The sequence below is a fragment of the Deinococcus rhizophilus genome (assembly GCF_030271215.1).
In the GTDB taxonomy this organism is placed as follows: domain Bacteria; phylum Deinococcota; class Deinococci; order Deinococcales; family Deinococcaceae; genus Deinococcus; species Deinococcus rhizophilus.
Map to the genome: position 1 here is coordinate 1 of NZ_JASNGB010000032.1, position 21559 is coordinate 21559.

At 69.1% G+C, this 21559-nt stretch carries 13 protein-coding genes; 3 read left to right on the forward strand and 10 right to left on the reverse strand.

What is annotated here, in order from left to right; all coding sequences use genetic code 11:
* From QOL99_RS05560 to QOL99_RS05575, 4 genes are all read right to left on the reverse strand, one after another.
* A partial coding sequence (locus QOL99_RS05560) for a DEAD/DEAH box helicase (RefSeq protein ID WP_285522134.1) occupies positions 1 to 1152 on the reverse strand: 1152 nt, incomplete at its 3' end.
* Complete coding sequence (locus QOL99_RS05565; RefSeq protein WP_285522136.1) at positions 1149 to 8648, reverse strand: sacsin N-terminal ATP-binding-like domain-containing protein; 7500 nt, start codon at positions 8646 to 8648, stop codon at positions 1149 to 1151. The genes QOL99_RS05560 and QOL99_RS05565, both read right to left, overlap by 4 nt.
* Before the next feature lie 210 nt (positions 8649 to 8858).
* Positions 8859 to 9833 (reverse strand): DNA-processing protein DprA, encoded by a 975-nt coding sequence (locus QOL99_RS05570; RefSeq protein ID WP_285522137.1) that lies wholly within the window; start codon positions 9831 to 9833, stop codon positions 8859 to 8861.
* Positions 9830 to 11392 (reverse strand): HAD family hydrolase, encoded by a 1563-nt coding sequence (locus QOL99_RS05575; protein ID WP_285522139.1) that lies wholly within the window; start codon positions 11390 to 11392, stop codon positions 9830 to 9832. The genes QOL99_RS05570 and QOL99_RS05575 overlap by 4 nt, the downstream gene beginning before the upstream one ends.
* Before the next feature lie 1299 nt (positions 11393 to 12691).
* Here QOL99_RS05575 and QOL99_RS05580 point away from each other — a divergent pair.
* On the forward strand, positions 12692 to 13372 hold the full coding sequence (locus QOL99_RS05580) for a hypothetical protein (protein ID WP_285522141.1): 681 nt from the start codon (positions 12692 to 12694) through the stop codon (positions 13370 to 13372).
* 18 nt (positions 13373 to 13390) lie between these two features.
* On the opposite strand, the gene QOL99_RS05585 is transcribed toward QOL99_RS05580, so the two are convergent.
* The 3 genes from QOL99_RS05585 to QOL99_RS05595 all read right to left on the reverse strand — a co-directional run bounded on the left by QOL99_RS05585 (position 13391) and on the right by QOL99_RS05595 (position 15545).
* The gene (locus QOL99_RS05585; RefSeq protein WP_285522143.1) at positions 13391 to 13999 is read right to left on the reverse strand and encodes a tyrosine-type recombinase/integrase; all 609 of its coding nucleotides are present in this window, start codon (positions 13997 to 13999) and stop codon (positions 13391 to 13393) included.
* Positions 14000 to 14873: 874 nt separating this feature from the next.
* A complete protein-coding gene (locus QOL99_RS05590; protein ID WP_285522145.1) occupies positions 14874 to 15026 on the reverse strand; it encodes a hypothetical protein in 153 nt (50 codons plus the stop codon).
* Between the two features lie 120 nt (positions 15027 to 15146).
* Entirely contained in the window at positions 15147 to 15545 is a 399-nt protein-coding gene (locus QOL99_RS05595; protein WP_285522147.1) for a helix-turn-helix domain-containing protein, read from the reverse strand.
* Positions 15546 to 15746: 201 nt separating this feature from the next.
* On the opposite strand from QOL99_RS05595, the gene QOL99_RS05600 reads away from it, so the two are divergent.
* Positions 15747 to 16379, forward strand: a complete 633-nt coding sequence (locus QOL99_RS05600; RefSeq protein ID WP_285522148.1) for a hypothetical protein — start codon at positions 15747 to 15749, stop codon at positions 16377 to 16379.
* Between the two features lie 615 nt (positions 16380 to 16994).
* On the opposite strand, the gene QOL99_RS05605 is transcribed toward QOL99_RS05600, so the two are convergent.
* A complete protein-coding gene (locus tag QOL99_RS05605) occupies positions 16995 to 17171 on the reverse strand; it encodes a hypothetical protein (RefSeq protein ID WP_285522149.1) in 177 nt (58 codons plus the stop codon).
* Between the two features lie 268 nt (positions 17172 to 17439).
* Between QOL99_RS05605 and QOL99_RS05610 the strand changes: the two genes are divergently transcribed.
* A complete protein-coding gene (locus QOL99_RS05610; protein ID WP_285522150.1) occupies positions 17440 to 19104 on the forward strand; it encodes a tetratricopeptide repeat protein in 1665 nt (554 codons plus the stop codon).
* Positions 19105 to 19836: 732 nt separating this feature from the next.
* On the opposite strand, the gene QOL99_RS05615 is transcribed toward QOL99_RS05610, so the two are convergent.
* Together QOL99_RS05615 and QOL99_RS05620 are read right to left on the reverse strand one after the other, a co-directional pair.
* Positions 19837 to 20856: a Gfo/Idh/MocA family protein gene (locus tag QOL99_RS05615; protein ID WP_285522151.1), complete on the reverse strand. Its 1020-nt coding sequence runs from the start codon at positions 20854 to 20856 to the stop codon at positions 19837 to 19839.
* A gap of 289 nt (positions 20857 to 21145) precedes the next feature.
* Positions 21146 to 21415: an MmyB family transcriptional regulator gene (locus QOL99_RS05620; RefSeq protein WP_285522152.1), complete on the reverse strand. Its 270-nt coding sequence runs from the start codon at positions 21413 to 21415 to the stop codon at positions 21146 to 21148.
* Positions 21416 to 21559: the final 144 nt, after the last annotated feature.

A 21559-nucleotide genomic window follows, 5' to 3' on the forward strand; every position in this document is an offset into this window, starting at 1 on the left:
GCGCAGGCGCGCCAGCCGGCCGTGCAGCGCACGGCGCACCGCCGCCACCGAGCTCGACGCCAGCTTCTGGAGGGCGATCAGGACCAGCGTGACCGCCTGGCTGCCTTGCGCGTCCGTGAGGGTCGACGCGTAGGCCTGGCCGCTCGCGACGAACTCGGTGAGCATGCGGTAGAAGGCCGCTTCGTCCGGCGAGTAGCGGTAGGTCTCCGCCTGCACCCGCGGCGCGTGGAAGAGCCGGCGCCCCTGCAGGTCGGTGACGTTCTGCTTGTTGTTGCGGATCACCGCCCGGGGCAAGTCCGGCAGTTGCTCGGCCAGCGGCCGCCGCGCGTCGAACAGGTCGGGGCGCAGCAGTTCGAGCAGCGACAGGAACCCGCGGTCCTTGCCCCGGTGCGGCGTCGCGGTGAACAGCACCAGGCCCTCGACCCGGCCCGCCTGCACGAGTCGGTCCACCAGACGGTAGCCGAGCGTGGCCCCGGCCTGGTCGTCCACGTTGAGGTGGTGGGCCTCGTCCACGACCACCAGGTCCCAGGACTCGGCCGCCAGCAGCCGCCCGTGGCGGCCGGCGTGGTCCTCGCGCAGGGTCTGCAGCGAGGCGACGACCTGATGGTGGGTGTTCCAGTAGTCGGCCCGGTCGTGGTCCAGGTCCGGGTGGTAGCGGCTCACCCGGATGTCGAACATCCGCCGCAGCCGCTCCTGCCACTGCTCCACGAGTCCGGCCGGGCAGACGATCAGGAAGCGCCGCACCTGCCGGCGACTCAGGAGCGGCCAGAGGATCAGTCCGGCCTCCACGGTCTTGCCGAGGCCGACGTCGTCCGCAACCAGCCAGCGCGGCGGCCACTCGCGCAGCACCTGACGGCAGACCCACAGTTGGTGCGGCAGCAGGGCGATGCGCGACCGGGCGAACACGCCCCAGGTGTCGTTGATGGAGGTGACGAGTTCCGCCTGGAGCCGCAGCACGGCTTCCAGGGGGGGATGCACCTCCCCGCGACCGGCGGCCTGCAGGGGTGTGAGCCGCCTCCTGAGCTCCGAGGCGAGCACCTCCTCGATCCCGTGGCCGAACCGGACGATGACCGTCTCCCCGAGGTCCAGTTCGGCCCGCCCCATCCCATGCGCGGGGTGCACGACATGCTCGCCGCGCTGCACCGGGGTCATCCGAGGAAGACCCGGCGGCCGTCGGGCAGCGTGACCCAGCCCGAGTCGCTGCTCTCCACCTCGATCCGCGACAGGTCGACCCGCAGGGTGCCCCCCAGCAGTTCGCGCTGCAACCCTACGGCTTCCTGGTCGTCGTCCCCAGCTCCGGCCAGCACCAGCAGGGGCAGGTCGTAGTCGCCGAGGAACGTGGCCCTCTCGGGTCCGAGTTGCGCTGCGAGGTAGCCATGGATGCGCCGCGAGGCGTCCCCGTGCCCCTCGGGGAGGCGCGTGCCGCTCAGGGCCTCGACCAAGGCCCGGACCCGTCGGCCGGGAACGTAGGCCAGCGGGGCGAGCGCCGGATTGCCCAGCACACCCTGACGCAGCAGCTCGCGGACCACGAAGACGCCGCCGATCCCGAGGGCCTCCTGCAGCGGCGGCGCGTCGAGGTCCGTGCCCTGTAGCTGCGGATTCGTCCGCGGCGCGAGCAGTTCGTCGTAGGTGACCTGCGGGAACTTGTCGGCTTCCAGCAGCGCGAGGGCGTACTCCCGCAGCCAGCGGGAGACCTGGTGTATCGCCACGAACTGCCGCATCCAGTGGTAGTAGCGGAACCGGTCGACGCCGCCCTCCAGGAAGCTGTGGACCACGCCCATCCACATGCCGTCGCTGGCGTGGGGACTGCTGAAGACGTCCAGCCAGCCCTGCCGCTCGCACATGGCGAGAAAGGCGGCATGCTGCTGCGGCCGGGCCCGGCCCATGGACTGCAGGGTGCCCAGCACCAGCAGGGCGGTCCAGCGCCGCCGCAGGTCCTGATCGTCCTCGTCGAAGTCCGGCTCGGTGACGAACGGATGTCCGCCGGGATATACCGCCTCGTCGTACCGGGCGACGTACCGCTCGCGGTTGGCCTCCCACCAGGCGTAGAGGCGCTCCGGGGCCCCGGCGGTGTCCACCGTCTCCACAGCATCGTCGCCGAAGTCGCGCAGCAGGTCGTCGATGGTATGCCCCCCCGGTTCCGGCGCTTCCGGCGGGGTTCCCAGCACCGCGTCGAGATACTGACGTTCGCGGGAATCCAGGGCGTCCAGAACCGGGTTGTTCGCCAGTGCCAGGGTATCCAGCCAGGTCCCCCCGCGCCCTTCCTCGACGCTCTCGCGGACCGGGTCGCGCAGGGGCAGGGTCATCAGGTACTCCAGGGCCGATCCCTGGCGCTCCTCCGGGGCCTGCAGCACCCAGGCCAGCGTCTCGTCGGACCGCTCACGGGGCTGACCGCGCAGTCGGCGGAACAGTGACAGCCCCACGTCGTCATACCCGTCGTCCAGCAGGGCATGGGGCGGTGCGATGCGGGCCCGCATCGCCTCGTCCGAGCCCGGGTCCGCCTGCCGGGTCAGCAGGGCACGGCCCTCGCGGTACTCGCCGTCCGCGCTCAGGAACGTGAGGCCGGCGAGCCATTCGCGCCCGGCATCCGCGTCCCGCAACTCATACAGGACGTCCCCCTGAAGTACGCTGCCCACCCGCCCGGCCACTCCCGGGGTGATCCGCCCGTCGGGCAGCAGGGTGCGGAGCGCGTCGATCAGGGTCACGCGCGCTGCGCCGGGCGGGAACCCGAGGCGATCGAGCGTCGTCCGGACCTCCGCGGCGATCAGGGTCCCGGGGGAATAGGCGCGCTGGAACTCCGGCCACGAGGCCACCGCGCCGAAGACGGCCGGTGCTCCCAGGTGCCGGTCGAGGGGCCGGAGCGTCTGCCGCACCGCGGTCAGACCTTTGTACGCGCCCTGCAGACCGGTCGGCAGCAGGGGACGCTCCATGTAGACCTTCCGGAGGGAACCCCCGGAGGTCCACAGCAGGGACGTCAGCAACCGGTGCGGTGCCGACGTCTCCTGGGTGCCGCCCTGCAGGCTGACCGCCAACCTCTCCCAGACGCCCTTCCAGAAGCCGTAGGGGGTTACGTCCGGTGCCAGGGCCAGGGCCGTCTGCAGCGTCTCCCAGTCCTCCCCCAGGAGCTGCAGCTGCTCCAGCGCCGCCGCGAGCTCGGGAGCCCACTGTGCCGCCAAGGTGTCCTGAAGCGCGTCGTTGCGGGCGAGCTGGGCGCGTCCGGGATCCAGCGGAAACATGCCGTTGACCAGGAAGCCGGTGCCCACCGTCTCCTTGGTCGGCACCGTGACCCAGATGCTGGGGAGGCCGGCACCGAAGGAAGCGACGCCCTGCCGGTCCACCTGCAGCAGCATCTGGACCTCGCCGCCACCCAGCGCCAGGGCGGCGAACGTCTCGCCCTGCAGGGTCATCCGGCCACACGCCACACCCGGCCGGAGTACGGCCGGATCCCAGACGGCGTCGAGAACGGTCTCCCCGTCGACCTCGACCCTCAGGTGCCGGACCTCGCGGGCGAACGCCAGCATCACCGGGGCCAGGGTGACGAAGCGCTTGAGGACGGCGTCCTTGCCGAGGCCCTCGCGCAGCGGCAGATCGATCAGGGTGCCGTCGGTCGCCTCGGCGGGACTCAGCTCGGCCAGCGCCTGCCGCAGGTCGTCGACCCGCCCCTGCGGCGGCACTGCCGGGTAGACCCCGCCCAGGATGTCGAAGCTCAGGCGCCCGCTCGTCACGCTCGGCTCGTCGGACACCAGGAAGACGCTCTTGAACCCGAGGCCGAAGTGGCCGGTGACCGCTCCTTCCGCAGTCTTGTCGGACGCCAGCAGCGTCAGCATCTTGACGAGGTCCTGGTCGTACTGCCGCGCGTCGTCGCGGCCGTTGAAGCTTCCGTAGGTGTAGCAGTTGATGGCCCGCCCCCAGTGGGCGAAGCGCAACACGTCGTCCACGACCTGGACCACCACCGTCTGCCGGGCCGGCCCGACCGGTGCACCCATCCCGCGCCACTCGCTGAGGGCGTCGTCGGCATTCTGGAACAGCTCGAACAGGACCGACGAGGGCTCGTACTGCTGCTCGTCCACCTTGCGCCGGACTCCGTCCAGCAGGACGTCCTGAGACGCGATGTCCTGTTCGATCAGGGTCCGGAGTTCTCGGCGGAGGTGCTGCAGCTCCTCCCTGACGTCGCCGAGCTTGGCCTCGATGCCCTGTTCCGTCGCCTCGTCCTCACGACCCTCCAGGGAGCCGAGCCGGTCGAGGAGCCGCCGGACTGGGCTGTCCTTTTCCAGCCCGAGCTGCCGGCCCCACATGCCGATCGCCCGGCGCAGCACGGTGAGCTGCGTCGCCCCGATCTGGACCTGCGTGCTGCTGGCGAGTCCCTGCCAGGTCCGGTCCAGCTCCGGAGGCAGCACGTCCTTGTTGATGCGCTTCAAGGCGACCTTCACGGAGCGCAGCAACAGGTCAGGCAGGTTCAGGTCCGCCCGGGTGAGATCCACCCGCTTGAGGCTGAACGGATACCGGTAGACGTAGTCGCGGTTGCTCCAGCTCGGGCGCTGCTGGCCGGTGAACACCAGGACCGATTCGAGCTCGCTGTCGTCCTTGAAGGCGACCTCCATGTCCTGACCGAGCAGGTTCGGCACCCGGCAGACCTCGCCTACCACCTCCTCGATCTCGATCCGGACGTCCTCGAGCAGCTCCACCAATGACGTGGCCCGGCGGTTGGCCAGCTGATCCGGTTCCAGTCCAGACAGCGCCTGGATGCGGACGTTCTCGACGCTGGTCGGCAGGTAGAGCTGCGCCTGACGGTGCAGGGCCACGTTGCCGTCGAGCAGGGCCAGGAATCCACCCAGGTACTCGCGCTCGGGGACGTACGGCTCCCACTCCGCGACGAAGTCCCGGAGCAGCTGCGCCGTGTCCTCTCCCGCGGCGTCTCCTCCGGATTCGGCCGACCCGGCCTCCTCGTGGAATACACGCTCTTCTACCTCGTCCGGCGTATAGAGCGCGTCACGGTGGGCCTCGGCGAGCACGGCGGTCGGCACGAAGTCGTCGCCGACGAGGCAGAGCGTGTCGGGGCTGCACCACTCCTGGAGGCGGTTGAGCAGCCGCAGCTGCGGGAGGTACGCGTCGCGTTCCCCCGTACCGCGCAGCTCGGCGAGATACTCGGTATAGAGTTCGGCAACCTTCGTCCGCTGATCGGCTCGGCCTCCGGAGACGGACGCGGCGTGGACGACACGAAGTGCCTCGACCAGGCGATCGGCGGGCAATTGGACCTTCGCTGCTCGGTACAGCTGGTCCAGCGCCTGTTCCGGTTCCTGGATACCGTCTTCCGGCAGCGTCCTGAGAAGCTCGGCCAGGGGAAAGTCCTGAAGACCGTGTGCGGCGAACACGTCCAGCCAGACGCCCACCGGCGTCTCCAAGCGTCCGACGTGATAGTCCGGGGCGCGCCCCAAGAGCTCCGCTGCCTTCTTGAGCGTCGGCTCGGCCCTCGGCGTCACGGAGCGCAGGACGTCGGCCAGTTCGTGCCCGGCGAAGACGGGGTCCAGATCCTCCCAGCAGTAGGCTTCGAGGACAGACGCTTCGCGTAGACGGGCCAGTTGTTCGTCCCAGTCTTTCCAGGTGAGCAGGTCGTTCGGGCTACAGGCCCCACCTCCTTTGAGAGGCACCCAACGGGTGGTCCTCACGTTCCCCGTCATGAAACCGGTCCAACTTTCCAGTGCCCGCAGGCCGGTCTCCCAGTGCCGGTGGGCGTCCGACCCCTGACCTTGCACGATGTCCCAGGCGTGGCTGGGTCCGAAGATCGGCACGAGATCTTCCATACGCTTTCGGAAGACCTCCCCCTCGGGCTCGGCCAGCAGGGTCACCCTGTCGCGGACGAAGTCGTCGAGCTCGAATTTCCCCTTGAGGTAGGTCTGGGGCCCGACCGTGACCCATTCCCCCTTGGCCGAGCGATGGATCGGCAAACGCCGCAGCAGGTCGAGGTCGGGCAACCGAACGACCAGCTGAGACGCGAGGTCCTTGCCCAGGATCTCTCCCTTGACCAGTTCCGGACGGGACCGGACGAGATCCTGAAAGCTCCCGGCCGCGAGCACGACGACCTTCAAGGCTTCTTTCTGGGCCGGGCTGAGAAAGGCGACCGGCTCGTCGACCACACACCAACCGTCGGGCAGGTGGCCGGCCAGCTTCAGGGTCGCCTTCCACAGCGCGTCCGTCGCGGCCTCGCGACTCTCGCACACGAGGAGCCGTTCGGTCGCGCCCCGCCGCTCCGGACGGCCATGGAACAGATACCGCAGCGCCTGGGTGAAGTCCGGGCGTCGCAAGTGCTGGTGATGGCTGCGCAGCAGTTCCTCGAGCAGGGCGCGGCGCGCTTCCACGGGGCCCAACTGCTGCGCCGCGAGTACGGTGGAAGCGACGCTGTCCCCGGTCGGTTCGGGCAGGAGCATACTCAGGGCCCCGAGCACCTCGGGCTTCACCAGCAGGAGGTCGGCCCCCGCCAGCGCCTTCTGGAGCAGGGTCAGCAGCTCCGGCTCGCCGACGTGCCGGAAGGCCCGCCCCTGCGACGCGAGATCCCGGACCTGCCTGGGGGTCATCTGCGTGGTCTGCGGGGCACCGAGCGCCGTGACGGTCAGGACGGGGCGGTCGTCGAGGAACTGCCGCAGGGCGTCGGCATCGGTGACCCGGTCGAGCAGCAGCCGGATCAACTCCGCGGTCCCTTTCGACCCGTCGAGGCAACCGGCGAGGACCAGGGCGTCGTTCAACGATACCTGTCCAGGGAACGTCCTGGACAGGAAGTCGGCGGGCACGACGAGGATCTCGGTTGCGGCGTCCACCACCTGGCGCTCCAAGGCCCTACCCAGACCCGCGGGCAGCGCCAGGACGCGGTCGGCCGGGATGCGGTCCAGCAGTCCCCGGAGCAGTTCCGGCTGCCGGCGGAGCGCAGCCAGGTCACCCTGCTGCAAGGCGCGCCGCACGAAGGCGACCAGGGCGTCGGCGGATGCGTGCCGGCCGACCCTGCGCCAGACGTCCAGGAATGTCCGGGAACGTCCGGCGTCGGTCGCCACGTCCGCCGCCGACACACTCGCAAGCATGGCCCCGAGCAGCGCCGCGGGCCAGTGCTCCACCTCCTGCCGCGGATTCGTCAGCGACGGAGCCCCGGCCCGCACCACGACGTGCTCGCGCGAGATCTGCTCGAGGGCGGGGAACACGGTCGTCAGGTCAGGCGCCACCGGAACCGGCAGCACCGGCTGATCGGCGTCGATCAGGGCCCAGCGCTCGCCCTCCGGCGAGACGCGGCGTACCCACTGGGCCTGGGCACACAGCTCGGCCCTTCTCGCCCCGTACAGCGCCGAACCGTGCAGTTCGCGGGTCAGCGCCCCGAGTTCGGCATCGTCCACCTGCGCTTCCAGGGTGGCCAGACCGGCCAGCACCTGGGGCAGGGTCGCTCGGCTCGCGACCAAGGCGTTCCATTTGCGCCGGAGGGTCTCCTCGTCCCGGATCGCCAGGGTCTGCACGTCGCTCGGCTCCCAGGCATAGAGCGTCTTGCGGTCGGACTTGAGGAAGAAGTAGCCGTGCAGGGTCAACGTGTAGTCGAACGCGGAAGACGCCAGCGGCCGGACTTCCGGGTTCTGCAGTGGCAGGAAGACGCCCCACTGGATCGTCAGGCGGCCTTCCTTTTCGGAAGCCGGTGCGCGGTGCCACACCGCCGCTCCGTGTCCGATCGACGGATCGGGCTCCTGCCGGGACTCGGTCAGGGTGATGACGTTCGTGCGGGGCCAGTAGTCCGACGTCCGGAGCGGCTCGACGTCGCCGGGGTCCAGCATCACCTCGACGCCCTGGTAGGTCGCCGTCTCGCCCCCAGGCACCGTCAGGACGCGGCCGACCAGCGGCCGGCGACCGGGCGGCATGGCCTTGAGGTCGGCCGTCCGGTACGTTCCATGACGTTCGAGCACACGCGAGCCGTCGGGCTGCACGACGGTGATGCGGCTCAGGCCCTTGAGCAGCGGGAAGAGGGCCCCGAGTTCACGCTGCAGCGGTACGCCGATCTCGAACGGGTGGTCGCCGGGCGCGCGGTTGACGATGTACAGCGGCTCCCCGGTGCGCTGCGAGCGGCAGGTCTCGGCCCGCCGGAGCGGCACCCAGACGGTGAAACCAGGGGGGACGCCAAGGGCCGCGAGCCGGGCCAGGACGGCCGCGCGGTCTGCCCGCGTGAACGTGTCCCAGTCCGCGTGGTGGGCCGTCTCGGGGATGGGGTCGTGCCAGGGGTTGATGACGTCGTAGTGCGGGGGATCCCAGACCAGATCGGGCTCCCGCGCCCCGTCGATGTAGAAGAAGGCCTCAGCCACCGCGAAAACGCTCTTCAGCCCCAGACCGAACTTACCGACCGTCGACGAGTCCGATCCCTTGGTGCTCAGGCCGAACCGCACGATGGCCTCCGCGTCGTCGCGGGTGAACGGCCCGTCGTTGCTCACGAACAGGCCGGGACCGCGCAGGAGCGGGTGCTCCGCGTCCGGCAGGCCGGCACTGTAGCCGACGTACATCTCTCCCGCGCCGCTGTCGTCGGCGTTCTGGACGAGCTCCTTGAGGATCAGGAACAGCGGCGTATCGGCGTTGAACAGGCTGCGGAAGGTCGAGATGTCGCTGAGGTAGTGGTGACGCAGTCTTCCCATGGCTGTCCTTTGGACCTCACCGGCCCCAGGGCCAGCAGATTGGAATGTGAGGGTTTCTTGAAGAAATTCCGAGTGGGGGCAGTCTAGCGGTCTCTGCCTGTGCTGCAGGGCGCAACTGTGGGTCCTGACGGGTAGGTCGATCGGACGGCCCCCATGTCCCCTCCGCACTCCGGCGGAACGTCCGGGACGCCCCCTCGCGGTCGCACCGGCCTAGAACAGGCCTTCGGACGGCGGCTCGGGCGTCACGCCCTGCAAGCGGGCCTCCAAGACCGCGTAAGCCTCGCGGGAAGGCAGCGGCACCAGCAGCTCCAGGTCCGCCGTCGCGCACTGCAGCAGCGCGGCTGCCCCGGAGGCGGTGCCCAGGAGGGTCAGGTTGGCCTGCACCTCGGGCGCCGGAACCGCCCGGTCCTGTGCCGTGGGGACAGGAACGGCCAGCAAGCGCCGGTAGCGGACCGCGGCGCGGCTGGCGTGCAGGCTGCCCCCGTCGAGCCCGGACTGCACCATCAGGACACCCTGGGCGAGGCCGGCCTGGATGCGGTCCCGGGCTGCGAAATAGGGGGGGATCGGTGCTGTCCCGTAAGGGTACTCGGTGACGAGTGCGCCCCCCTCTTCGAGAATCTGCTCGGCCAGCGCCTGGTGCCGACGTGGGGCGACGGTCTGCAGGCCGTGCGCCAGGACGGCGACCGTGTGCCCGCCGACGTCCAGCGTGCTGCGGTGGGCCAGCGCGTCCACGCCCAGCGCCAGGCCGCTGACGATGCTCCAGCCCCGTTCCGCAAAGTGCCGTGTGGCGCGCCGGGCGATCTCCTCACCGTGGGGTGTGGGTTCCCGCGTCCCGATGACGGCCAGACAGCGCTCGGGACGGAGGGCGCCCTTGACGAACAGCAGGGGGGGGGCATCGGGTGTGGCCCTCAGCAGGGGGGGATAGCCCGGGTCGAGCGTGCTGAGAATGTGCGCCCGGTCCCGTGCCGCTGCCTCCACGTTCTCGTCGGCGCGGCTTCGGGCCGTGTCCAGCGCCTCTTCGGTCAGCTTGCCCCGCACGTTCGGCAGCAGGAGGTCCATGTCCTCCAGGGCGGTCCGGGGAAAGCGGGGATCCGCCGACAGCCGTGCCAGGGCCCGGGGGCCGATCCCCCGGACGAAGTTGAGGGTGAGCAGCGAGCGTGTCGTCTGGGAGACGGTGGCGGTCACGCGTGGACCTGGCTCTTCCGCACGCTGACGGTCTTGGTGACGGTCAGTCCCTGGATCAGCCTTTCCGGAACATGCGCTGTCACCAGGAGGTCGCGGGCACGGATCAGGGTGGCGCCGGTGGTGAACACGTCGTCCAAGATGACGTACGCATGGTCTGGCCGGGGGGTGTATCCGGGGTGCAGGATCAGCCCGCCCGCGAGGTTCTCGGCGCGCTCTTCCGCAGTCGGCAGGTCCTTGTTCGACCGGGCGGCGGCCGTGAAGCAGAAGACCTCCGGGGCGAAGGACAGTCGGGGAGCGGCGTTCCCGAGGTCCGCCTCGACCTTCTGCAGGAGAGCTTCCATGCGCCTCGGCCGTCCCGCTTTCGCCGGAACGATCGTCACGACCCACCGGCCGTGAGGCGCTGCGGTCGTCAGCTGCCGCAGTGCCCAGGCGACACCCGTCACCCATTCGGAAGGCGGGTCGGCCTGGTCGCGCTCCTTGGCCAGAACGTCCTGTGAGAGGCGGTGGTGGCGCGCGACCGGCAGGTCGTGGTGCTTGGAATCCCTCCCCTGCTTGTAGTACCTCCCCAGGGAGGTGACCGTCAGCCGGGAGCTGGTCTTCCGCGCATGGTCGTACGGGCGGTACCGCGACCGTGCGGAACTCCGCGTCAGGTCGCCGGGGGCCACTCCCTCGTACAGGGCTTCGAGCGGAAGATCACCTCGTCGGGGGTGCAACAGGGCCTGCGGCAACTCGGCAGCCGCGTGGACGACAAGGTGCGGCACATCTTCCAAGGCGTTCCGGTAGGACCAGTCTCCGATCTTGCGCTCCACGTAGAAACCGGCGAGCACTGCCGTGGCACCGAGGGCGTGGGCCAGATGGACGTCCTTGCGGTGGTCGCCGATCACGGCCGTCCGGGCAGCCTGCACCGCGTACTCCCGCAGGAGCCTGTTCGCGAGCGTGGGATCCGGCTTGAAAGCGCCACGGGCCTGCACGGCATCTTCGTGCCCCAGGACGGCGTCGAACGCGACGTCGGGGAAATGGTGCCGGAGGAGCGCCTGCAGGTAGGGACGCCGCGCCTGTGAGAACACCACCAGTCGGGGCGCTCCGGGAGTGTCGCGGAGTGTCCTGAGCCATTCGCGCAGACCGGGCGCCACGAAGGTGTGCCGCAGGGCCGCTTCCCACTCCGGACCCTGGCACGGGCGGTTCCCCTTCCGGTGGGCTTCGAGCGGCGCCGTGTAGACGAGCGTGTCGTCGCAGTCGAAGATCAGCAGATCGAAGGGCAGCGCCGGAGCCGACGGGGGGACCGGCTCCGGCGGAACGGCGGTGGAGCGGGGCGGGGCGACCGGACCTGCCGGTGTGGGAGGTGGAGCGGTCCGCCTGTCCGACACGCTCCCCACGACCTCGGCACGCCGCAGGCTCAGCGTCCCGGGCTCCGCGTACTCGTCGAGGAAGAGCAGGCCGACGTCGCCGACGAGACCCGGTGCCTGGAAGCCCTGATCTCCGAGCCACCGGGCCAACTCGTTGGGATTGAACTTGCCGGTGCTGCGCGTTCCGGGTCGGGCGGACACTTCCTGCTGCAAGGTCGCCTCCAGGGCGGAAACGACCTGGCGCAGTCTCGCAGTGGTTCTGAAGTCCCGTCCCTCGCCGTAGACGCGGCCGGCGATCACCAACGCGTAGCAGGTGATCGGCAGTGGGGGTGTCTCGGGTGCGGGTGGGGCCGGCGACGGCTCGGACGCCGGAGGCCGGGGCGGAGCGGCCTGAGGATGGGGGTGCTCTCGCCTCTCGCCGATCCGTTCGACGCGAAAATCGGAAGGAACGGCGCCAGGCCGCCTGGGCACCGTCTCCCTGGGATTCCCGCCCCCCACATCCTCGCGGACAGAGGCCGGGGCAGGAGGGGATATGGGGGGCGTGGCCACGGCCGCGGCGGATTCCGGAGCCGGACGTCCCATGGCGGTGCCGCCCCTGGACGGGGGCGACGCTGCCGGTGCACGGCCGACGACGGCTTCGACACGGTAGGTCGCCGGGACGGCAGCGGGACGCTCGGCCGGGCGCTCCGCTGCCGGTGGCCCTCTGCGGACGGTGTCCGGGCGTCCGGTAACGGTGGAGGGCGCAGGGCTTCCGGATGGGACGGGAGCTGGCCGGTCCGGGAGTACGTCATGCCGGCCGAGCCTCCGGGGCGTGACCACCTCCCGGCGATAGGCGTCCGCGACCGGTGGCGGAGACGCCGCCGTGTCCTTCCGGATGGAGGCAGGAGGGGACGTCGGAATTCCTGTCGACGGCGCGCCCTCCCCGACGGCGCGCAATTGCCGTGCCAGGGCGTGCAGGGGCTGGGGAGTAGGGGCGTGGACGAGCCTCGTCCGTCCTTCTACCGTGAGGACGAGGACCGGCGTCTCGACACTCCGGCGCACCGAACTCAGTGCCAGCCGGGTCATCGACACGACGAACACCAGGACGCCGAGGACTGCGATCAAGACGTTCAGCCCGAGACCGAAGACGAGCCAGAGGGCCACCGGCGTCAGCAAGTACATGCTCCGACCGAGGCGGGCGATGTCGCGACGCCGGTGCAGGTGCGCCGACGTCATCACGCGGCCGACCACAATGTCTTGAGCTGCTGCTTCCCAGCTCCCGGCCCGGAGCGTGCGGTCGTCAACCCGAATCTCCGAGATGGGCGTCAAATCGTCCCGATACAAAAGTGCTTCCCCTTCCGGCCCCAGGGCTAGTCACAGTCTGTGTGCGCCGCTCCGTCAGTCCTCTTACAAGGGGGCCAGGTCGCGGTAACCGACAGGCCTGTCCTCCCAGCCCTGCCTGCACAGACCAAGGGAAGCCCGCATCACGTCAAGCCCAGCAAGGCGTCTCCGTAGGTCCTACGCTGAGTCGTCATGAGAGACCTGTCGAACGAGCGCATCGAGGCCAACCTTCGGCTGTTCCGGGAGGGGAGCGTAGGGGGCACAGCTCCGCTCGCGACCGACCGGTACGCGTCGTTCGACTACTGCTACAACCACTTTCAGAGCCGGCGGGAACGCGGTGCACTCGCGACCCTCTTGGAAGAGGACAGTCTCGAACTGAGCTGCCTGCATCTCGGCTTCTATCTCGCCAGTTGGGGCATGCTGCGCGGTTCCACAGAGCTCCTCCAGAAGAGCGTCCGTCACTATGTCCCGCTGATCCGGCTGATCGCCGAGACGCCCCCGGAAGTCTGGGCGATCGACATCGACCGGTATGACGACGAGAACCTCGAGCGCCTGCTCGATCTGGACCGCCGGATCAAGGAAGCGGTACGTGGCACCCGGCCAGTCAGCGATACCCTGTCGACCAAGATCATGCTGGGGGTGTTCGGGAACGTTCCCGCCTTCGACACCTGGTTCAATGCCGGCTTCGGGGTCTGGACCTTCAACCGCCGTTCCCTGGAGCAGATCGGGGCGTTCTACGAAGCCCATTCCGAGGTCTTCCAGCGCGATATTCCGACGCTCGATTTCTGCTCGGGGCGACCCACCACCCGTCTCTACCCTAAAGCCAAGTTGATGGACATGATCTTCTTCGTCGAGGGCAGCACCCGGCATTGACTTCGCCGGCACTCGACGTCACCAGCCGGACACGCGGCGGCGCAATCCGGCATCCGACCATTTCGCGTAGATCCGCGTCGTCTCGATGGTGGCGTGGCCGAGGTGCCGGGCCACGTCGTCGAGGGTCGCGCCTTCGGCAAGCAGACGGGTGCCGGCGTAGTGACGTAAGGCGTGATAGCCCCGGTACGGCACCTCGGTGCGGCCGCACAGCCGCCGCAGCCTCTCCACGGCGGCTGGGTAGCTTCCACCAACCACGTGCCCACGGCGCTCCCCCGGCAGTTCCCCGAGGGCCCTGCCCAGCGTCTGCCCGAACACGACCCGCCGCTGCTTGCCGCCCTTGCCCTGGACGACCCGCAGTTCCTGCCCTGCCAGTTGAACATCGGTCCACTGCAGCGTCAGCGCCTCGCTGATCCGAAGTCCCCCATGGGCACAGAGCAGCAGCAGACCACGCATGCGGCTGTCGGCCCCGGCAAGGAGAGCCGTCACTTCCGCTTCGCTGTACGGCGTGCGCTTGTCCCAGGGGGCCGTCTTTTCCCGGACCGCGCGCACATCGCCGAAGGGCGACGCGGCGGTCGCCACGGCCCAGCGCAGGGCGCGGTAGAGCAGCCGGACCCCGGCGAGCTGCACCCGGCTGCTAGCCGGACTGAGCCCCTACGCCTCCACCGTCCGGACGAAGCGCACACCGTCCCCACCCGTCGCGCGCAGCAGGTTGACCGCCTGGGCCGTGGCGTAGGCGACAAAAGCGCCTGACCGCCCAGCAGTAAGTCCTCAGCGTCCGGGGGCTGACTGAGGTACCGCTTGCCCCGTGCAGAGTTACGTAAGCCTCCGTCAGGGACCATAGAGCCTCGGAGTCCTTGTCTCTCGCCGCCTCCACTGCCCGGCGCCGCCGCTCCTCGGGGTTGAGGTCCGCCCATCCCCGGGCCCGGTCGAGGGGGGTCTGACGATAGAGCTCCATGGCCAGGGTCATACCCCATAGATAACGGAGATTAACTCTGACCAGATCAGCAGCACTTCGTCATCCGCCTGTACAGGACGAGGTAACCTCCCAGGCGACCAAGCTGGCCCTTGAAAGCCTGCTACGCACGGCGTCCAGTCAGTGGTTGAGCTCCGGGGCCCGCCTGGACGGCGAGCTCCGCAGCCTGCTTGCCGGGCGAGAGCAGGAAGGCCCCCCGGCACGGTCAACTGCGCAAGCAGCGTTCCACGGCCGCCACATTCCGGGAGGACCGTCCCGGCCATGCCATGGGCCTGTGCCCTACAAGCCGCCGCGTCAGCGCAAAACCTGAACCTACTGCCGACTGCAGCGGCGCGGTCCCTCCGGTGCAGGGCCCACGCAGCTCAGACGATACCGAGACGCACGAGGTCTCTCGGCTCGTAGACCAGAATGCCCAGCCGTGCCCTCACCCGCAGCAGGTGGTCGTCTTCGGACACGATGGCGTCGGCGCCCGACGTCATCAGCAGGTCCAGCAGGCACCAGTCTTTGGGGTCGGGGCATGACGGCCAGTCATAGCGTTTGCAGCGGGCTCACGACCTCCGAGATGCGGGACAGGTCCGTCGCCAGCCCGAAGGCCTCGGCGGCGGTGATGCCGCCCCCGAGGGCCAGCACCTGCGGATAGGTCAGCACCCGCTGCAGTTCCACGAAATGCTCGTCGGTCAAGACGAGAATGACGTCGAACCGCCTGGCGGCCAGGTGCAGGTCCCGCGACGGGCCGTGCCGACTGGTCAGGCCACTGAGCAACACCTGGATGTCGGGGATCAGACGCGGCGCAGGCGGTATTCAGCCGGCTCGCCGCCCCGCCAGGCCGGGAAAGCGCCGGGCGACCTCCTCACGGGTGGGTTCGGGCCGTCGGCCCTCGGTGGAGAGGTCCTTGGACTCCCTCCTGGCCCACGCGACCGCCTGCGCCAGCAGCTGGGCCTGCTGGTCTTCGGTCAGCTCCGCGAAGGCCTCGTGCAACCGCTCCGCGGCCGAGGGAGGCTGCAGGGTGCTGCGGCCCAGACGTGCCTCGACGACGACGGCCGGCACGCGGTACCGGGGACGTCCCGTCGGCGTCGTCCCGATCCGGACGGCTTCGAGATCGCCTTCGCGGATCTGACGGCGCACCGTGTCCTCGCTCACGTGCAGCAGCCGCGCCACCTGCGGAATCGTCAACAACGCTCGGGGTTCGTGGGTTGTCATCTGGGCCTCCTTCCCACGAGGATACAGCAGAATCCGCAAAACCCGCAAATCCAGAAGGGGTCGTTCGGCGGAGCATGCCCAGGTAGGCCAGATCGCGCATGGCGGCCCCGGGGGTAGGTGATACGCTCTTTCTTCCCGCGCCTGAGCGCGCCGCACCGCCGAGCCCACCTCACCGCCCCACCGCCGCCCAGGAGGTTCCCCATGGCGACGACGGAACGCATGACGATCACCAAGGCCCTCAGCGAACTCAAGCTGCTCGACAAGCGGGTCACCAAGCTTCTCGACGACACCACCTTCGTCACCCTCGTCGTCGGCAGCGATCCGCCCCGTGAGGCCCGCAGCCTCGCCGAATTCACCGCCCGCGCCCAGGCGAACTACCAGGCCGCCCGCGACCTGCTGCGCCGCCGCGCGGCCATCAAGGGCGCCCTCGTGCAGAGCAACGCCCGCACCACCGTGCAGGTCGCGGACCGCACCTACGTCGTCGCGGAGGCCATCGAACGCAAGAGCAGCGTCTCCTACGAGCGGCACCTGATCACCCGCCTGCGCCTCGACCTCGGCCGTGCCCAGGCCGAGGTCGAACGCGAACAGGAACGGGCCCGGTCCCGACTCGACACCCAGGCGCAGGCCCTGCTGGGGAAGGAGAACGCCCGTGGAGCGGAGTACGACGCGCTCTACCAGGCCTTCATGGCGCGCAATGCCCCGAAGCTGGTCGATCCGCTGGGTGCTCAGGGGGAGATCGACACCCTGGAGCGGGACGTGGAAGATTTTCTGGCCGAGGTGGATCAGGCACTGAGCGTGAGCAACGCGCTGACGGTGATCGACGTGGTGTACTAAGCCTCGCGGCTTGTCGCTCGAACGGCAGGCAAAGTGAACCGCCCGGGCCACGGGGGGACGTGGCCGAAGCTTTTCCCTCATGTCGAATCGACTTGACTGATCTCCGCGGGACGGGGCGGTGCCCTGAGGCACCGCTCCAGAACTCAAAGGTCAGGCGTCAGGATTCAGGCATCAAGGGTCAGGACTCTTTACTCTCCAGCGCTCAACCCTCACGGCTTCAAGACGCGATCAAATCCTGGATCAGGGTCCCCACGGAGGCGGTTCCTCCGGCCTGCGGCCCCCAGGCTGAACGGCAAGCCCAGCCCCGCCCACCAGGCGGGGCCTTCTTCCAACCAGACAATCCATGCCTGCCCTCTTCCTGTCTGGCTGCAGGGTGCGGCACTGGAACTGCTCGTTGCCGGACCAGCTGTTGGTGATCTTGTAGGCCGTGCCTTGAAAGCGCTACAGGCTCTCGGCCAGGGAGACGTCATGAAATCCCCGTCGGTGAGGCTCGAGTACTGCAGCAGCGCATAGGCCGTCAATCTCACCACGCCGTCGCCGGGCATACCGGCCGCGGTATAGGCGTTGACCAAGTTCAGCAGCACGTCGTTGTCCAGCCCATGAGGCACGACGTCGTCACGCGGTGCATTCCACCCGCAGAGCCGTCCCGACGCCGTCCGGGGCCACGAACTCCTTGGTCCACGTGGCCATGTCGCGCGGCACGCGGTTGTTCGCCATGAAAAGGAAAGGCCGGGCCAGGTTGCGCTCGCCGTGACCATCCATCGGAGGGCCGCGGCGGGCGGATCTGGCCATACGTCCATGGTGGGACATCCGGTCGGCTCCAGCGGCCGCAGATTCCGCGGCCTGGTCCTGTTGTTGATCAAAGATCTTTTGAAAGAACTAAAAGAATGATGACCACCAAGAAGCTTTCGACCACGCGTCCTGGACGTTCCTTCCCAGGCGAACTGCCTCAAGTCTCGGGGCCAAGCCCGGTACGACTGCTCAAAGTCTCGGTACCGGGTGCTCCCAACTTTCACCTCCATACACTTCGCCTCCTGGGGCGTCTTGTTACGCTGACGGCATGATGCGCTGGGCAAGAGTTCACCTGGTCACCCTCGCCGCTGTCGCTGCGGGCAATTCGGTGGCACAGACGGTGGCACAGGCCGACGAACTGCTGGAGCTGGGCAACGAGGTCACCGCCCTGCAGCTCTACCGCTCGCTGGCCGCGCGGGGCGATGCCGCGGCACAGCGGAGTCTCGGTCTCGTGTCCACCGACCAAGCCGAACGCCTGCGGTGGCTGCGGGTCCTGGCCGGAAAGGGAGATCCCGAGGCGCAGTACAACCTGGCCGTGCAGCTGTCCGGTCCGGGTGAGCCCTCTGCCGGCTCGGAGGCCTATTCCTGGTACACCAGGGCCTTCAACACCTACCTGGAACAGGCCAGAAAGGGGGATGCCCGGGCCCAGGAGGAGGTCGCGTTCCTCTACGAGCGGGGCCCCAGCTTCCTGGTCCATCCCGCCGAGGCGAGCGCTTGGCTGCAGAGGGCCGTCAACAGCTACCGTCAGCTGGCCCAGAACGGGAATCTGGCGGCCATGGAATGGATGGCTGGCCGGGACTATCCCGGGAAGGACGTGGCGGAAGCCGGGATGTGGACAGACCGGGCCGTCGCCGCGCACCAGCGGCAGGCCGAACTGGGCAGTGTTCGCGACCAGTTGTGGCTGGGGGACCATTACCAGTTCGGTGAGCCGGAGAAGGCCGTGCTGTGGTACACGCGGGCCGCCAGGGCCGGCAACGTGGTGGCGATGCTGCGTCTCGGTGAGGTCTACGCGGAGCAGGCGACGTTCGCTGCGGACGAGGACGGACAAGAGGAGCGGCATTACGCGGACGCTCTGAGCTGGTACGCCGCGGCCGCGGGCCGGGGCAGCGCTGCCGCGCAGGTGGCGCTCGCCGAGATGTACTACCACGGCCGAGGGGTCCGCAGGAATTTGCTCGAGGCGGCCAGACTCTATACGGCCGCCACCCAGGAGAATTCCGGCACGGCCCTCTTCCGACTGGCCGGGATGTACGCCCTGGGAGAGGGAGTCCCGGTCGACCAGGCGCAGGCGCTGCGTCTCTACAAGGCGGCCGCGGCCACCGGTGATGCCCAGGCGTCCCTGCGTGTCGGGTGGATGTACGCCTCCGGCGAGGGGGTGGCCAGGGACGTCGAGGAAGCCGGAAAGTGGTTCGCCGCCGCTGGGCGGAACGCTTCCTCCAGCGTCGCCGTCCAGCTGGGGCTCATCTACCTGACGGACGAGGTGATGGCGCACGACTACGCCGAGGCCCTGCGCTATTTCAACCTGGCCGCGGACAACGCAGAGGCCCAGTACTACCTGGGCCTGATGTACCGGGAGGGATACGGCGTACCGGTCAGCCGGGCGAAGGCCATGCAGCTCTGGCAGGCCTCGGCGGAGGAGGGCTTCCCGGACGCGGTCTGCCGGCTGGGTGAGGCGTACTTCACGGGAGACGGCGTGCCCAAGAACTACGTGAGCGCGGTGGAGTGGTGGCGGCGGGCCGCCGAGCTTGACGCCGACTCCTGGACGACCCTGTTCTACGGCCGGCGCGAGTGCTCTGCCGAAGCGAAATTCCGCCTGGGCAACATGTACCGGGAGGGGCTGGGCGTCCAGAAGGACTTGCAGGAAGCCCTGCGGTGGTGGCGTGAAGCGGCGAACCAGGGCCATGAGGGAGCTGCCGAGGCGTTGAAGAAGTACTGAAGGAGTCAGTCACGCGGCAGCGGGGGCCGTCTCCGGCGCCCGCTGCGCCCTTACCGGGCGCCGGCTCCCTCTGAGGCGTTCATGGCCCCCTGCTCCCAATCCACGCACGACGCCGGCCAGCTCGCCTGCCGGATCCGGACGCCATGGCCGGGAAGCGGGTGGGCCCGATCCGCGCTCCTGTACTACGCTGCTGACCAAGGCCCGGCTCGGCACACCGTGACGGCGCCCGATCTCTTTCCCCTCCCTGTCATGCAGGAACTCCAGACCAAAGATGGCGGCGACCTGACCGTCGCATAGATGTGGGCTGGCCCAGTGCGCGGACTGGGGAGTCGTCTCCCCTTTCACGCCACCGGGGGTGTACTGCGACCCTGGCCTGCGGCGCACACGCCGACGTGACGCCCCTGCACCCAACAGGGCATAGATCGGGAAGTCCTGCACTCCGCTTACATCCATGTCACGCAGACGCGACCGCCGCTTCGCCGCCTCCGGACCTTCGGGACGCGACATGGAGACACCGTACAGCGCGCTACACACACCGTTGTCACGGGAGGGGGGACTTAGCACTTTACGCTGGTCCTTGCTCCGGTGCATGGAGGTGTATGACCCTCTGCGACTGGTACCGGAAAATCCGAAAGCGGCATCCTACTCCGACGCCTTTGTCGCTATCTCTGACGTTCATTTTGGGCCTACTTAAGGTTGCTGCCCCGTGGTTGCGGGAGACGCCAGCGCTGCTCAGGCCTGCGCGACGTCCACCCAGGTGCCCAGGGCCGACGAGCGCTCCCAGGCCTCCAAGACCGCCTGGATGCGGACGCCTACGGTGAAGTCGGCCAGGTCCCCGGGTTCCCCGCGCACGCGGTTCACGAGCGCCCGGACCAGCCGTTCCCCCGCAGGCCCCCCTGGTCCCTCGATCGGCACGGCCTCCAGCGGCCCCTGACCCCACGCCGCCACGGGCGACGCCCAGTTCACCAGTCCGGCCGTTCCCCCGGACCCGTACACCGTCAGGCTCACCTCTTCAGGACGCGGCACGTTCGTCAGGCACGACACGACGACCACAGACCCATCCGCGAGTTCCAGTGTGCCGAGCGCGGCTGTTTCGCAGGCAGCGGGGTCGTCCGCAGGGTACTGGGCATGAGCCCACACCCGCGTCACCGGGCCGAGCGTGGTCAGGAGGACGTGCAGCAGGTGCGGCCCGACTTCACGGATCGGGCCGCCCTGGGCTCGCCCGCCGATCCAGGGGTTGTGCTGCCAGCCCCGCGGCCACTGCGGAAACACCAGCGTCACCTCCGCCCGGCGCACGGTTCCCAGGCGGCCCTCCTCGATGAGACGGCGAAACGTTTCGATGCCAGGGTCGCCGTGGAGGGGCAGGTTCAACGCATGCACCACGCCAGCCCCCTGTGCCGCGCGCTGCATGTCCTGCGCTTCGCTCAGCGTGAGCGCCAGAGGCTTTTCGCACAGGATGTGCCGACCGGCCGAGAGCACATCCAGGGCGATGGCGTGGTGGTGTTGCGGCGGCACGGCCACGTAGACCAGGTCCAGGTCGGCCGCGCCGAGCATCTGGCGGTGGTCCGTCCAGGCGGAGGCCCCCAGGGGGCGGGCGGTGGTATCCGTCCGGGAAGCGTCCACATCGCAGACCGCCGTGACCTGCACTTCGGGGTGGGCTGCGAAGGCCTTCAAGAGGCTCTGGCCGATGGCGCCGAGGCCAATGACACCGACCCGGACGGGAGGGGCCGGGGAGTCTTGTTCTGAGGTCATGGGGGTCATTTCAGCGGGTTCCTTTGCAGAGTGGGACACGGCATGGGAACACCGTACCGCTCGCCGGGTACACCGTCGGCATGGGAGGGGAAACTCAGAACCCTGTGCTGGTGCTTGCCTTGGTGCAGAGAAATCTATGTCCTCTGCGCCTGGTGGCGGGACATTCGAAATCAGACCCGAATCGACGCCTCTTCCGCCCTCTCCCTGACGCCCACTTGTGTTATACGCGAGGGTAGACGGTCAGCCTCAGTTCGCGGGGGGAGGTCTGCGGCCGCCCACGCGATCCCGCTCAACGTTCGGAAGCCAATGGCGCAGACAGAGCGGCCGTCGGTGACCCTCGTTCCACCGTGTACACCAGCAGCTTCAGGTGCGCTGCCCCCATCACCTGCAACCACGACGCGTTCAGCGCCAGTTCCCCAGCCTCCGGGTGCCGCATCACCGTCCGCGCCGACCTGTGCGCCTGCACCTGCGGCCCCGCCCACAGGCGCGTGAACTCCGCGCTGGCCTCGCGCAGCACCGCTGCCTGCCGTGCGAATGCGCACGGATTCTGCTGGCGAATTCAGGCGGCTCGCAGTTCGGCAAAGCGCGAAAGCCTCGTCCCTTTGGGGCGCTCACCGTCCAGCCAGGCACAGAGGCGAACAATATTGATTGCCAGGGCGGTCAACTGACATCTTGCAGTTTTAGAAAAGGCTGTCTGGAACGC